This is a genomic window from Eggerthella timonensis, from assembly GCF_900184265.1.
Taxonomy (GTDB): domain Bacteria; phylum Actinomycetota; class Coriobacteriia; order Coriobacteriales; family Eggerthellaceae; genus Eggerthella; species Eggerthella timonensis.
Genome location: NZ_FXXA01000002.1, coordinates 3835264 through 3848393 on the forward strand (window position 1 = coordinate 3835264; position 13130 = coordinate 3848393).

A 13130-nucleotide genomic window follows, 5' to 3' on the forward strand; every position below is an offset into this window, starting at 1 on the left:
GCCATCCCCCTCTCGCTTCACGCCGCGCGCCCTTCGACGCCCCTCCCCTTCCCTACTCCGGGAAGCTGCTGAAGAAATCGCTCTCGTCGGGCACGTCCGCGATGTCGGCATGAGCCTCCAAGAGGCGCTTGAACCCCTCGGTGGCCGGCGTCAGGTCGCTGCGCTCGGCCAGGGGCACGAGCAGCACCGCCGCCATGGAGCACCGCTTCCCGGACACGTGCGCGTCGCCCTCCATCTGGTACAGCACGGCGCGCGTGCGCTCCACTCCCTCGCAGCACAGCGCCAGCACGAGCGTGCGGCCCTTCACGAACGACAGCGTTTCGAACAGCCACACGAACCGATCGTACGTCATGTCGATCTCGCTGTTCGCCAGCAGGTCGTCGTGCAACCCGCGCACCACGCCCACATTCTTCGCGCCGCGCTTGAGCTTGCGATGCTCCCATGGCAGCTCGGCCTCGTGGCCGCTCTTCCACAGCGGGATGGACGCGACGATGCGCTCGATATCGCGCTCGTCGATGGTGCTCGACACCACCACCGAAGGGAAATCAACCGCCAGCGGCTCGAACGAGATGAGGAAGTCGAAGCGGTCGAGCAGGCCCACGTTCGACCGTGCGCACTCCGATTGGATCTCGTCCTCGCTGACGATATCGGCCACGCGCACCTTCGACACGAGCTTCTCGATGCGATGCTTGCCGTACAGCGCCATGTCGATGCCGCAGTTCACCACGAGTCCCGCGCGGTACCGGCGCTGGTAGTCCACCTGCTCGAGGTATTCCAGCAGCACGAGCGCGATGCGCGCGTAGTCCGAGCCGTGCAGGTTCGCCTCGCGTACCGGCTCCACGTCCACCAGCACCGACGACAGCAGGCAGAAGCTGTCCATGGTGTCGTACTTCACGGCCAGCTCGTTGGGGTTTTTGATGGTGAAGCCGCAGGCGCGACGCGTGAGCCCGCTTTCCACGAGGATGCCGAGCGGCTTGACGTACGAGGGCGGCACCTCGCTCTGAAAGCTGTTGGTCAGCGCCCGCACGATGTCGCGCGCGATGTCGAACGCGCGCTCGTCGGGAACGTACTGGTCCATGAGCTTCGAGCTCCACTGCCAGGTGCAGCAATCGGCCATGTCCTGCAGCAGATGCATCTCGGCAAGCGACACCGTGATGCCGAAGTGGCGCTCGAGCCGCGTACGCAGATCGGAGAAGTACGGCGTCAGCGCACGATGGCTCGCGTGCGAGGATATCGTGTAGCCCAGCCTGATGCGCGACACGGCGATCTTCAAGTACACGGTGAGCTGCCACTGCGCGTTGCTCGAGAAGCGGAAGCCCATCGACTCCTGCGCCTCGTCGATGCATCGTTCGTAGAACCCCTGGTCGTGCTTGTCGACTCCCTCGCCGGTCAGCCACGGTTCGATGCGCTGCTTGATGGCGCGAGCCGAGAACGACAGCAGCACCGACATCACGAACCCGCGCACGATCCACTCCGCACCCTCGAGCGTGATGCTGCGTCCGGTGGTCAGCGCGATGCCGTAGGGGGCCAGAATGCGCTGCCACCAACGCACGTCGGCCTGTATCTGCTGCTTGTTCGTGTACAGCCGATGCGCCAGCGACTCGGCGGTGTGCGCGCCGGGAGCGCAGGCGAACATGGTCATCTCCTGGCACAGGCGCTCGAAGCGCGGCTGCATGGAGAACTCGCTCTCGTCGAGCACGCACACGAGACGGTTCCCCTCGCCCTGCGCCAGCACGAGGCGCATGCCCGCTCCGCGCTTGCCCACGATCTGCGAAGAGAATCCCTCGCGCTGCAAAAACGCGGCGATCACCTTCACGTCATTGCGCACGGTGCGCTCGGAGCACCCGAGCCGTCCGGCAAAGTAATCGCACGTCTGGAATTCGCTTGCCTCGAGCAGTTCGCGCAGCAATGCGCCTTGCCTCACGTTCATCGCCAACCCCCTGATTTGATACGGCGGATATGAAACGTCGCATCTCCCATTTTACTGCACCCGCCCAGAGGCGTACCTGGCGTCCGGGGTGCATGCGTTCCGTTGCTCCGGCAATCGTCCTCGTACGGCAGCGCAAGGTTGCCGCAACTCCGGCAATTGTCGTTGACGGACGGTTTCCCGGTGCGGCCTACAATACAGGGCGGAACCGGATTCGCAGCATCGACCTGCATCTCGGCTAAAGGGGTTTTCCATGTCAGCTCGTTCCCAATCACGCACGGCCGCATCCGCCTCGAGGGGGTCTTTCTCGTACGCCCCTCTGGTTGCGCTGATCCTGGCGCAGGTGGGCACCACCAGCGACAACGCGGCTATGAACATCGCCGTTGCACAATTGTCGTCCCAGCTGGGAGCTTCGTTGGGCGACATCCAAGTGGCGAACACCGTGTACGCGCTCGTGGCGGGCGCCTTCATGATCGCCGGCGGCATGCTGGGCGTGTCGTGGGGATGGCGCAAGACGCTGCGCATCGGCCTCGTGCTGGCCGCCGTCGGCGAGGCGTGCGCGGCGCTCGCGCCCACCATGGTAGCGTTCACCTGGGCAGGCCGCCTCATCATGGGCCTGGGAGCCAGCCTCGTGACGCCCGCCGTGCTCGGATTCGTCCCCGGCCTGTTCCAGGGGCGGCGCCGCGCTATCGCGTTCGGCGCCATCGCCGGGGCCGCGGCGATATCCACGCTGTCGCCGCTCGCGCTGGGCGCGCTCATGGACGGTGCCGGCTTCCGCATGACCTTCGGCGTGCTCGGCTTCTACTTCGTGCTGGTCTTGGCCAGCACGGCGCTGCTTCCGGCGTTGCGCTCCTCCGGCCATCCCGCGCGCCTCGACGGCGTCGGCACCGCCCTGGCCGCGATCGGGCTGGGAATGTTCCTGTTCGGCGCGTCGCGCATCTCGGCGTGGGGCGTGGTCGCGCCCACCTCGGGATGCCCCTTCACCCTCTTCGGCATCTCGCCGGCGCTGCCGCTGACGGCGTGCGGCCTCGTCCTGCTCGTAGCGCTCGTCCCCATTGAGCGGCGCATCGAGCGCGTGCACGGCAGCGCGCTCATCCCGCGATCGTTCATCGAGAGCCGTCCCGTGCGCGCGGGCCTCGTCGCGGTGGCGCTGCCGTTCTTCTACATGGGCGCGCAGGGCATGGTGATCACGCCGCACCTCCAGCTGGTGGCCGGGTTCTCGGCGCTGCAGACCGGTGTGTTCTCGCTGCTGTCGGCCCTGCCGATGTTCGCGCTGGCTACCTTCCTGCCGAAGGTCGCCCCGCACCTGTCGTCGCGCCTGCTCATCCGCGGGGGGTTCGTCGCCATGGCCGCCGCCTGCGCGCTCATCGCCCTCGGGGTGACAAGCGACGGCGTCGGGCCCACGTTGTTCGCAGGCGTATGCCTCGGCGGATTCGGCGTGGGCGCGGTGAACTCGCAGGCGAACAACGCCGTGGCATCGGCCGTCTCGGGCCGCGACGCGCAACAGTCGGGCGGCATGCAGGGCGCGGCGCGCAACATCGGCATGGCGCTGGGCACGGCCGCTGCGGGCACGTCGCTGCTGCTGACGCTGTCGTTCGGCATGGCGGGCTCGCTTCCCGCCGACGCCGTGGACGCCGACGCACGGGCGCTCCTCATCGAGCAGAGCGCCGCCTACACCAGCAACGAGGGGTTCCTGGACATCATCGAACCCTACGGCATGGCCGCCGCCGCAGCCGACGGGCTCGCGGCCGCCCATGCCGAAGTGCAGACCGAATCCACCCAGGTCACGTTCGCGCTGCTGGGCCTCGTGATGCTCGTCGGCCTACTGGGGACGCGCCACCTCGTGCAAACCGCCGTTCCCCGCACCCGCCCCGCAGCCGCAGGCTCGTCCGATCCCAAACTCGACGTCGACCTCGAAGACGCGGCCCTCCAGAAGTAGCGCGAAGCGGCATGGGCAACGGCGTGCCGCGCCCGGGTGTTTCAGAACGGGTATCCTGACCCCCTGCTTGGCGCAGAATCGCAGCGGAAAGGGGCTGCACTGGCAGGAATTCCCCTTATTGGCCGATCAGGCTTCGCCGGGGTTTTCCGTTTCGGGAGAATCGGAAGGGGAAGGCCAGGTCGCGGCGCCAGCCGCAGGCACAGGCGCGAAACGAGGCTGCCAATAGGGGGGATTCTTGCCGAAAACCCCCGTGCGGCAGGATATTCGCACGATCTAGGCTGCGTTGCGCCAAACAGGGGTTCGAACAGATGTTTCACGTGAAACAATCGCCCCTCGCGCAGCGCGGCACGCCGCGCACACCCCACCCGCCTTACGAAGACGTAAGCCGCACGTAAGGGGCGATCAAGGCACCCGTAAAGAGGCCACGATATAGTGGAAGCCGTACGCTTCGAGGTGAGGAGATCGCATGGACAAGACGTTGAGCACCACCTGCAAGGCCGTCGGCGCGACGGTGATGATCGGCATATTCGTGCTGGTCGCGTGCCTGTTCTCGGAAAGCAGCCGCATCGTCCGGCCGCCCGCCCGCACGCGCTAAATGTCCCAAATGGGGACTGTCCCCTTTTGGGACATCACTCCTTGCTTTGGGGCATGCGCGCGAGCAGCACGAAGCCCAGGACGAACAGCACGGCGATGGACAGCACGCCCAGCGACGAGTTCCCCGTGATCTGGGTGAACACGCTCACGAGGAAGGTGCCCATGACGGCGGCGTACTTGCCGAAGATGTCGAAGAAACCGTAGTACTCGTTGGCGTGCTCCTTCGGGATGAGCTTGCCGAACTCGCTGCGCGACAGCGCCTGGATGCCGCCCTGGAACAGGCCCACGCAGATGGCGAGGATCCAGAACTCAAGCGCCTCGCGCAGGAAGAACGCCGCGAACAACGTGATGCAGAAGTACGCGCCGATGGCCACGAGCAGCATGCGCTTCGTGCCGAACTTCGACGACAGGCGCCCGTAGGCGATGGCCGACGGGAAGGCCACGAACTGCGTCACCAGCAGGGCCAGCACCAGCTGCGTCGCGTCGATGCCGAGATCGGTGCCGTAGCTCGTCGACATCTTGATGATGGTGTGCACGCCGTCGATATAGCAGAAGAACGCCAGCATGAAGTAGCGCAGGCGGCGATCCTTCCAGATGCGCTTGAGCGTGCGCAAGAGGCCCGCGAACGTATCGCGCACAAGGTGCGCCGCGCGCTCCTTGTAGTGCGTCTGATGCACGTTCTTGATGAGCGGGATGCTGAACGCCACCCACCACACGGCCGTGATGAGGAACGCGATCTTCATGCCGATATCCATGGGAATGCCCACGCTCGGCCCCATGAGCACCACCACGAGGCAGGCGATGAACGGCACGCACGATCCGATGTAGCCCCACGCGTAGCCCTGCGACGACACCTCGTCGTAGCGCTCGTCGGTGGTGGCGTCCACGAGGAACGCATCGTAGAACACCATCGAGCCGTTCAGCATGATGGAGGCGACGACGTAGATCACGAGGAACGCGAGCGCCGCCGAGGGGATGCCCAGCGCGGCCAGCGCGATGGCGCCGGTGCCCACGGTGCCGATGAAGAACTTCTTCTTGTTGCCCTTGAGGTCGGCGAGGCTTCCCAAGATGGGCATGAGCAGCGCCAGCAGCAGCGAGGCCACCGTCTCGGCGTAACCCCAGGCCACCACTACCGACGAGCCCGGCTCGGCCAGCGTCTTGAAGTACACGGGGATCAGCGCCGTTGCAAGCAGCACGAAAGCCGAATTGCCCACGTCGTAGAGAATCCAGCTCTTCTCCTGCTTCGTCAACTTGCCCGCCATGGCCGCGCCTCTCGTCTCGTCTGCATCAACTTGGGAAGGCTTCTTCACAAGTGAGAAACCGAAGGTTAACAACTGCTTCCTCATTGTATATGATAGCGCGTAGCGACACCGGTAAAATTCACGTCAGAACGGAGCGTCATCCCCATGCCCGCACTCATAACCCACGATTTCTTCGGGCGCGACGTCTACGACCGCCTGTACACCCTCATCGGAGGCTCGCGCGACGAAGCCGAGGCGTTCCTTCTGGGCAACCAGGGGCCTGATCCGCTGTTCTACACGGTGCTCAGCCCTCAGCTGCGCGAGCACAATCGCCTGGGCTCTACCATGCACAACAAGAAGCCGAGCGAGCTGCTGGTCGCATTCAAGAACTCCCTCGACATCCTGGGCAGCGCCGAGCGCGAGGTCGGACGCGCCTATGCCCTGGGCTTCCTGTGCCATTACACGCTCGATTCCACGATGCACCCGTTCGTGTTCTTCCACGAGTACCGGCTGTGCGATGCCGGCGAGCCCGGCCTTTCGCGCGCCGACGGCAGCGAAGTGCACGGCGTCATCGAAAGCGAGCTCGACGAGCTCGTGCTGTTCGAGAAGCGCAACGAGACCGTGGCCACGTTCAACCCCTCCGCCGAGATCCTCAACGCGAGCGACTTCGTGCTGCACGTCGTCTCGAAGATGTACGCCTACGTCGCCCTCACCGTGTACGGCGAGATCGTTCCCGCCACGATGTTCGAGACGGCCGTCAAGGACTTCCGCGTGGCGCAGCGTTTGTTCTACTCGCCCTCCGGTCGCAAGCGCGCCGTCATCGGCCGCGTCGAGGAGCTGCTGCGCCCCTTCTCGTTCTACAAGTCGATGAGCCATCGGCCCGTCGCCCTCACCGAGAGCCCGTTCGACAACCGCGCCCGCGAAGCGTGGGAGAACCCGTTCACGGGCGAAGTGCGCACGGCGAGCTTCTGGGACCTCTTCGACGAAGCCCTGGACAAGGCGCAGGACAACGTGTTCGCGTTCGACGAGGACGGCTTCGACCTCGCAGCCGCGCGCGCCATCACGAAGGAGCTGGACTTCTCCGGCGAGCCCGTGGTGGCCCTGGTGGTGTCGGTCGAGGACGGCGCGGTCAGCGCTCCGCCCGTCGACGAAGCATAAACCCCCATGCTGGACGTCGCCCTCACCATCCCCTTCTGGCTGGAAATGGCCGCTGCGCTGACCGGCGGCTTGTCCGGCGCCATGAGCGCCGTGCGTGCGCGCTACGACATCTTCGGCGTGGCCTGCATCGCCATCATCACCGGTTTGGCCGGCGGCATCATGCGCGACATCCTGCTGCAGAACTACGGCATCTACGCCTTCCAGAAGCCCACGCTCGTCTTGGCGTGCGCCATCGCGGGCGTGGTGGTGTTCTACTTCGGCAAGCTGGCCACCTACCTCGACCCCATCGTCGACCTCCTCGACAACCTATCGGTTGCGCTGTGGGCCGTCATCAGCGTGAGCAAGAGCCTGTCGGCGGGCCTCGACATCATCCCGTCCATCATCCTGGGCACCATCACCGCCGTGGGCGGCGGCATCCTGCGCGACATCTGCATGAACCGCGAGCCCGAAGCGTTCCAAGCCGGCGCGCTGTACGGCAGCGCCGCGCTCGTGGGCTGCATCGTCTACGCGCTGATGAGCCAGAACCACATCCTGGACAACTACGCCGCCCTCGCCTGCGTCGTGCTGGTGCTGGGACTGCGCTACGCGTCGCTGTTCTTCGGCTGGCGCACGAAGCCGCCGCGCGACTACTCCGACGTGGTGACGAGGGCGGTGTCGAAGCCGGTGCGCTCGGTGGCGAACCGCGTGCGGCCGCCGAAGGGCAAGGTGGAGCGCGACAAAGAGCGGCACGGCTACGAGAAGCTGCGCCTGTTCTGGGCGCGCATGAACGGCGAGTACGTGGCGGAGCGGAGCAAAGGCGACCGGACGTCCGCGGCGCATGAGAGCGCATCGCCGGACCCGTCGAGCGTGGGCGCCAGCGACCCGAGCGACCGCATCGTCGTGAACCGCGAAGAGCTTCGCCGCATCGTCGGCTCCGACGAGGAGAAAGAACGCGACCCCTTCGAGCCGCGACGGTGAGCGAGGCAGAGGGGCGGCGGTGAGACAGAGGGACGGGGTAATTGTCTCATTTTGCGAGCAAAATGAGACAATTACCCCGTCCCTCTGTCTCACCCAAGCGCGCCGCGGAACGCAGGAGCTCCCTATGCGTTCTTCAGCAGGATCCCGCCCATGGTGTCGGCGATATGCTCGGAGGTGTCGACGCATTTCTCCATACGATCGAAGATGCGCAGCCACATGACCACGCGCAGGGCGTCGTCTCGTTCCTTGCCATAGAGGCTGCGGTTCACCTTGAGGTACAGCCGATCGGCTTCCTCCTCGTAGGCGTTCACGTCGATGATGAGCTGCCTGATGGCCTTCGACTTCTTGAAGTTGCGGAAATCCTTCATGGCCTTGTCAAGCGTTTTGCAGCTCTTCTTGATGAGCACCGCGAACTCGCGCGCATGCTCGTGCATGTCGCTCGCGCGGTACATGTAGAAGCACAGCACCACGTCCTCGATGAAATCGATGAGGTTGTCCAGGTTCTGCGTCAGCGCGATGATGTCCTCGCGCTCGATGGGCGTGATGAAGTCGTGCGACAGCATCTTGTAGACGGCGTGGCTGTACTCGTCGCTCTCGTTCTCCAGAGCGTGCGCGCGCTCCATCAGCTCGCGCACGCTCTTTCCCGATGCGTAGCTGTCGATCACCTCGATGAGCAGCTGCGCTTCGGCCACCGCAGCTTCGGATTGCTTTTCGAACAGGTCGAAATAGTCCGCCTTGCGCTTCTTGCCCATGAGGCCCCCTTAGCGGGTCGTTGCCGATCCTTACACGTTCTTCAACAGGATGGAGTTCATCGTGTCGGCGGCGTGCTCGCACGAGTCGCAGCACTTCTCCATGCGATCGAAGATCTGCGACCACACCAGCACGCGCATGGGGTTCTCGCGGTCGTGCGTGTGCAGCTTGCGGATGACCGTCATGTACAGCTGATCGGCCTCTTCCTCGTAATCGTTCACATCGATGATGAGCTGCTTGAACGTCTTGGACTTCTTGAAGTTGCGGAAGTCCTCCATGGCCTTGTCGAGCGCCACGCAGCTCTTCTTGATGAGATGGGCGAACTCGAGCGCGTCGTGATGGATGAAGTGGACATCGTACATGTAGAAGCGCTGCATGACGTCTTCGATGTAGTCGATGATGTTGTCGAGGTACTGGGACATGTTGATGATGTCCTCGCGCTCGATGGGCGTGATGAAGTCGGTGGCCACCGTCTTGAAGATGGCGTGGTTGATCTCGTCGCCCTTGTGCTCCAGCTCGTGCGCGCGCTCCATGACCTCCTTGAGGTGCTCGGCCTCGGTGAAGCCCTCGATGGCCTCAATCAGCAACTCGGCTTCCTGGACGGCGACTTCCGTCTGCTTCTCGAACGCGTCGAAATAATCGAACTTGACCCTCTTGCTCACCGGTCCTCCTCTACGAGAACATTAAGAACAGGTGGGCGAACGCGAACCCGAGCAACCCGCATCCCGGAAACGTCAGCACCCACGTTTTCACCATGTCTATTGCAATTCCCCACTTCACCGCGCTTTTTCGCTTCGCTGCGCCCACGCCCATGATAGCCGTCGTGTTCGTGTGCGTCGTGGAAACCGGCAAGCCGGCGAACGTGGATAGCATAAGGCAGAAGAACGTGGCGACGCTGGCGGCGAACCCCTGGAACGGTTCGAGCTTCACCATGTCCAAACCGACGCTCTTGATGATGCGCTCGCCGCCGACGGCGGTGCCCAACCCCATGTTGAGCGCGCAGAAGAACATGAGCCACACGGGCAGGATCATCTGGTCGGCTTGGCCGACGCCCGTCGCCAGCGTGATGGCCAAAACGAAGATGCTCATGAACTTCTGGCCGTCCTGCGCGCCGTGCATGAACGCCACGCCCGCGCCCGAGGCCACCTGCGCCCAGCGGAAGAAGCGCGACGTCTTCTTGCGATCCATGTTGCGGCAGACGCGCCCGAGCACTTTGGAATTCACCCAGCCCAGGAAGAAGCCGAGCAGGGTGGACAGGAGGATACCGTACACGACCTTGATCCACTCGCCTCCGTTGATGGCGTCGAAGCTGCCCTGCAGCGCGATGGCCGCGCCCGTCAGGCCGGCGATCAGCGAATGGCTCTGGCTCGTGGGGATGCCGAAATACCAGGCCACGGTGCCCCATACGATGATGGCCACCATCGCGGCCATAAGCGCGATGAGCGATTGCTGGGAGTTCCCCCCGAAATCGACCATGTTGAAGATGGTATGCGCGACGGCGGCGGTGAACAGCGACACCACCAGCAAGCCCAGGAAGTTGCACACGGCCGCCATGATGATGGCGAGCTTCGGTTTCATGGCACGCGTCGATACGACGGTGGCAATCGCGTTCGGTGCGTCGGTCGCCCCGTTCACCACGATGACACCGATGTTGAGCAGGGTCACAACCACGAGGATCGGGTTGGACGCGAGCTCGGCGATGAACGAAGCCCACTCTATGGTCACGAAATCCCTCTCGACAAAACAGCAAAAAGGTTCAGCATTCCCCAGTTTAACGTAAATCTAACAAAGCGAAAGGGGCTCCTTGCTCTTTTCACGTCGGATTACGGATCAAACGGCAAAATGCAGGTAAAGCGCTCGATGCCTGTTCCTAGGGTAAATCCCCCGTAATTGCTAGGAGTTAACCCGCGAGGCATCGATGCGTGATAAAGTAAACGTATCGAGGGGAGGCTCCGATGTCGGACGTGGGGCCGGGGGAGGAATCGATATGAACAAGCGCTTCCAGCTGCCGTTGCAGACAGCGGATCTGATCGCAGGATTCATGGTATGGGTCATCCTGTCGTCGCTGCTTCCGTACATCAAGCAGGACATCTACATTCCTCCCGACCAAATAGCGCTCGTCACCGCCATCCCCGTGGTGCTGGGATCGGTGCTGCGCGTACCCTTCGGCTACTGCGCGAACCTGTTCGGCGCCCGCGCCGTGTTCCTGGCCAGCTTCATCGTGCTCGTGGTGCCCGTGTGGTTCCTGAGCGAGACGACCACCTGCCAAGGGCTGCTTATCGGAGGGACGTTCTTGGGCATCGCCGGTGCAGTGTTCTCGGTGGGCGTCACGTCGCTGCCGAAATACTACCCGAAGGAGCGCCACGGCTTCGTGAACGGCGTGTACGGGTTCGGCAACATGGGCACCGCGCTCACCACCTGGCTGGCGCCCGTCGCCGCCGTGGCCTTCGGCTGGCGCATCGCCGTCAAGCTGTACCTCGTGCTGCTGGCGGCGTTCATCGTGCTGAACTTCGTGCTGGGCGACCGCGATGAGCCGCGCGTGAAAACGCCCGTCGTCGAGCAGCTGAAAGCCATCGGGCGCGATGCGCGGCTGTGGTACCTTTCCCTGTTCTACTTCGTGACGTTCGGCGCGTTCGTGGCGCTGACCGTGTACCTGCCGAACTTCCTCACGTCGCATTACGCGATGGACGGCGTGTCGGCGGGTATTGCCACCTCGGTGTTCATCGTAGCGGCAGCGGCCGTGCGCGTGCTGGGCGGCTGGCTGGCCGACCGCTTTAACTGCTACCGTCTGCTGGCGGTGGTGTTCACGGGCATCGTCGCGGGAGCCGTGGTGCTGGCTGTCGCTCCGGGGCTGCCGGTGTACTTGGCGGGCATCTACCTGGTCAGTCTCGCATGCGGCATCGGCAACGGCGTGGTGTTCAAGCTCGTGCCGACGTACTTCACGAAGCAGGCCGGCCTTGCGAACGGCATCGTGTCCATGATGGGCGGCCTCGGCGGCTTCTTCCCGCCGCTCGTGCTGTCGGCCTCGACGCTGCTGTTCGGCACGAACGTACCCGGACTGGCCGCCTTCGGCGCCTTCGCGCTGGCGTGCTTGGGCATCGCGCTGGCGGTGCGGGGTAGGGAGCGCGCCAGGGCATGAGCGCGCGACCAGCTTGCCGACGTGAGACGTGCCGCCCCAACTAGCGTGGACAAAATCGGCCTTCGGGACTGATTTTTCGCTCGGGTTACCTTGGTTATAAACTTTCCACCAGGGGTTTCTCAATTCCTCATGATCGTTACGACATAAAATCAGTCCCGAAGGCCGATTTTGTCCATGATCTTACGAATTAGATAATCATCATGCGTCAGAGCTTAGGAGATGCGCTCGCAACGCTCCTTGCACGCCCGATGGGTCGAGCCGCTCCTCGCGAAGGCGTCTGCCCAGCCGCTTGGCCAGCAGACGGGCGATCCGGTCCATCTCGCGAAGGTCGTAGGTTTGCTGTTGGGTGAGCGTCGCCACCTCGATTCCCAAATAAGCCAGATCGACGCGCCTGCTCGCATCTTCGGCGATGCGCGTCGCGCCGGTGTGGTGAAGGTTGGAATCGTACTCGATGGCGAACTTGGCTTCGGGCCAGTAGAGATCGCATTCGTAGTAGCTTTTCTTCACGAACGGGCGATCTTTCTGCGGCACCGGGATGACGGCATTTATCACCGGATACGGGAGCCCGTACCCGCCCAGCCTTGCGGGAAGGCACAGAAGCACGACCGTCACCGTTTCCATCGGAGACCGGGAGCCGTCCCTCACGAAGCGCAGGACCCTGCGCGCTTTCGCCGTCCCCCGAACGCCTTCCATGCGCTGCAGAAAACGCTCGAGCGCAGCGACGCTGACCAGAGGCGCGCGCTTCGCAAGCTCGTCGAATTCACCGACGCTCCGAGCATACCGCCCGCTCAGCTCGAAGCCCGTTTCGATTGCATGGGGAAACGAAAGCGACGTCGCCAAATCGAAAAAGCATGCAGCTGGAGTCGCCACGTACAGCCCCTCGGCCAGCCGAACGACACTGCGGCATAGGAGATCGCATGACGTCACATGACTCCGCACCGCGCTTCTATGGCTGCGCGACGCCTTGTCGTGCACGAGCACATGGATAGGGCTCGAGAGAAACGAGAAACCGCGATCCCCCAATGATGCGAATTCTTGGCAGCGCGGCTTTTCAAGCGGAGCATCGAGAATCCGCCGTGCAGAAGCGGGCGGCAACCGGTTCACGTGCGCTGCATAGCGCCAGAATTCCATCGCCGATATGTTGGACAGGAGGATGCTCACAAGAGGAAGCCTACCATGTTTCGACTCGCATTGAATCTATCCCGTCAGGTTTTGCAGCTGCTTGCCACTAGCTTCGCACGGGGAGGCTCTTGGCTCCCGTTAATTATACAGGTCACGACGTCATGGACAAAATCGGCCTTTGGGACTGATTTTTAAGTAGCGTCATCCTCGGAAAACAGAGAAACCCCTGGTGGCGAGAAGCCGATCCAGAGGTTTCGAGCGAGAAATCAGTCCCGGAAGCCGATTTTGTCCACGCATGCCGAG

General features: G+C 63.7%; 11 protein-coding genes. 5 read left to right on the forward strand and 6 right to left on the reverse strand.

The window, feature by feature from the left end:
* Nucleotides 1–52: 52 nt before the first annotated feature.
* The gene (locus tag C1A15_RS16490) at nt 53–1930 is read right to left on the reverse strand and encodes a BglG family transcription antiterminator (RefSeq protein ID WP_101723574.1); all 1878 of its coding nucleotides are present in this window, start codon (nt 1928–1930) and stop codon (nt 53–55) included.
* 250 nt (nt 1931–2180) lie between these two features.
* On the opposite strand from C1A15_RS16490, the gene C1A15_RS16495 reads away from it, so the two are divergent.
* Entirely contained in the window at nt 2181–3866 is a 1686-nt protein-coding gene (locus tag C1A15_RS16495; protein ID WP_101723575.1) for an MFS transporter, read from the forward strand.
* A 466-nt stretch (nt 3867–4332) separates the two neighbouring features.
* The gene (locus C1A15_RS17375) at nt 4333–4461 is read left to right on the forward strand and encodes a hypothetical protein (RefSeq protein WP_281254145.1); all 129 of its coding nucleotides are present in this window, start codon (nt 4333–4335) and stop codon (nt 4459–4461) included.
* 34 nt (nt 4462–4495) lie between these two features.
* Here the strand turns inward: C1A15_RS17375 and C1A15_RS16500 are convergent, their stop codons facing one another.
* Entirely contained in the window at nt 4496–5722 is a 1227-nt protein-coding gene (locus tag C1A15_RS16500; RefSeq protein ID WP_101723576.1) for an MFS transporter, read from the reverse strand.
* 144 nt (nt 5723–5866) lie between these two features.
* Here C1A15_RS16500 and C1A15_RS16505 point away from each other — a divergent pair, with 144 nt between their 5' ends.
* Together C1A15_RS16505 and C1A15_RS16510 are read left to right on the forward strand one after the other, a co-directional pair.
* Nucleotides 5867–6859 carry a zinc dependent phospholipase C family protein gene (locus tag C1A15_RS16505; RefSeq protein ID WP_101723577.1) on the forward strand — a complete coding sequence of 331 codons (993 nt, stop codon included), beginning with the start codon at nt 5867–5869 and terminating at the stop codon, nt 6857–6859.
* 6 nt (nt 6860–6865) lie between these two features.
* Nucleotides 6866–7816, forward strand: a complete 951-nt coding sequence (locus C1A15_RS16510; protein ID WP_101723578.1) for a trimeric intracellular cation channel family protein — start codon at nt 6866–6868, stop codon at nt 7814–7816.
* Nucleotides 7817–7938: 122 nt separating this feature from the next.
* Here the strand turns inward: C1A15_RS16510 and C1A15_RS16515 are convergent, their stop codons facing one another.
* From C1A15_RS16515 to C1A15_RS16525, 3 genes are read right to left on the reverse strand one after another with little or no spacing between them, the layout of a single operon-like run.
* Nucleotides 7939–8568, reverse strand: a complete 630-nt coding sequence (locus C1A15_RS16515; RefSeq protein WP_101723579.1) for a DUF47 domain-containing protein — start codon at nt 8566–8568, stop codon at nt 7939–7941.
* 30 nt (nt 8569–8598) lie between these two features.
* Entirely contained in the window at nt 8599–9228 is a 630-nt protein-coding gene (locus C1A15_RS16520; protein WP_101723580.1) for a DUF47 domain-containing protein, read from the reverse strand.
* 10 nt (nt 9229–9238) lie between these two features.
* Nucleotides 9239–10291, reverse strand: a complete 1053-nt coding sequence (locus C1A15_RS16525) for an inorganic phosphate transporter (RefSeq protein ID WP_101723581.1) — start codon at nt 10289–10291, stop codon at nt 9239–9241.
* Between the two features lie 262 nt (nt 10292–10553).
* On the opposite strand from C1A15_RS16525, the gene C1A15_RS16530 reads away from it, so the two are divergent.
* Nucleotides 10554–11705, forward strand: a complete 1152-nt coding sequence (locus tag C1A15_RS16530; RefSeq protein WP_101723582.1) for a nitrate/nitrite transporter — start codon at nt 10554–10556, stop codon at nt 11703–11705.
* A gap of 198 nt (nt 11706–11903) precedes the next feature.
* On the opposite strand, the gene C1A15_RS16535 is transcribed toward C1A15_RS16530, so the two are convergent.
* Nucleotides 11904–12866: a hypothetical protein gene (locus C1A15_RS16535; protein ID WP_146001884.1), complete on the reverse strand. Its 963-nt coding sequence runs from the start codon at nt 12864–12866 to the stop codon at nt 11904–11906.
* Nucleotides 12867–13130 lie beyond the last annotated feature (264 nt).

Coding starts and splice junctions, on each gene's coding strand:
- C1A15_RS16490 (WP_101723574.1), bottom strand. CDS start 1,930: ATGAACGTGAGGCAAGGCGCATTGCTGCGCGAACTGCTCGAGGCAAGC.
- C1A15_RS16495 (WP_101723575.1), top strand. CDS start 2,181: ATGTCAGCTCGTTCCCAATCACGCACGGCCGCATCCGCCTCGAGGGGG.
- C1A15_RS17375 (WP_281254145.1), top strand. CDS start 4,333: ATGGACAAGACGTTGAGCACCACCTGCAAGGCCGTCGGCGCGACGGTG.
- C1A15_RS16500 (WP_101723576.1), bottom strand. CDS start 5,722: ATGGCGGGCAAGTTGACGAAGCAGGAGAAGAGCTGGATTCTCTACGAC.
- C1A15_RS16505 (WP_101723577.1), top strand. CDS start 5,867: ATGCCCGCACTCATAACCCACGATTTCTTCGGGCGCGACGTCTACGAC.
- C1A15_RS16510 (WP_101723578.1), top strand. CDS start 6,866: ATGCTGGACGTCGCCCTCACCATCCCCTTCTGGCTGGAAATGGCCGCT.
- C1A15_RS16515 (WP_101723579.1), bottom strand. CDS start 8,568: ATGGGCAAGAAGCGCAAGGCGGACTATTTCGACCTGTTCGAAAAGCAA.
- C1A15_RS16530 (WP_101723582.1), top strand. CDS start 10,554: ATGAACAAGCGCTTCCAGCTGCCGTTGCAGACAGCGGATCTGATCGCA.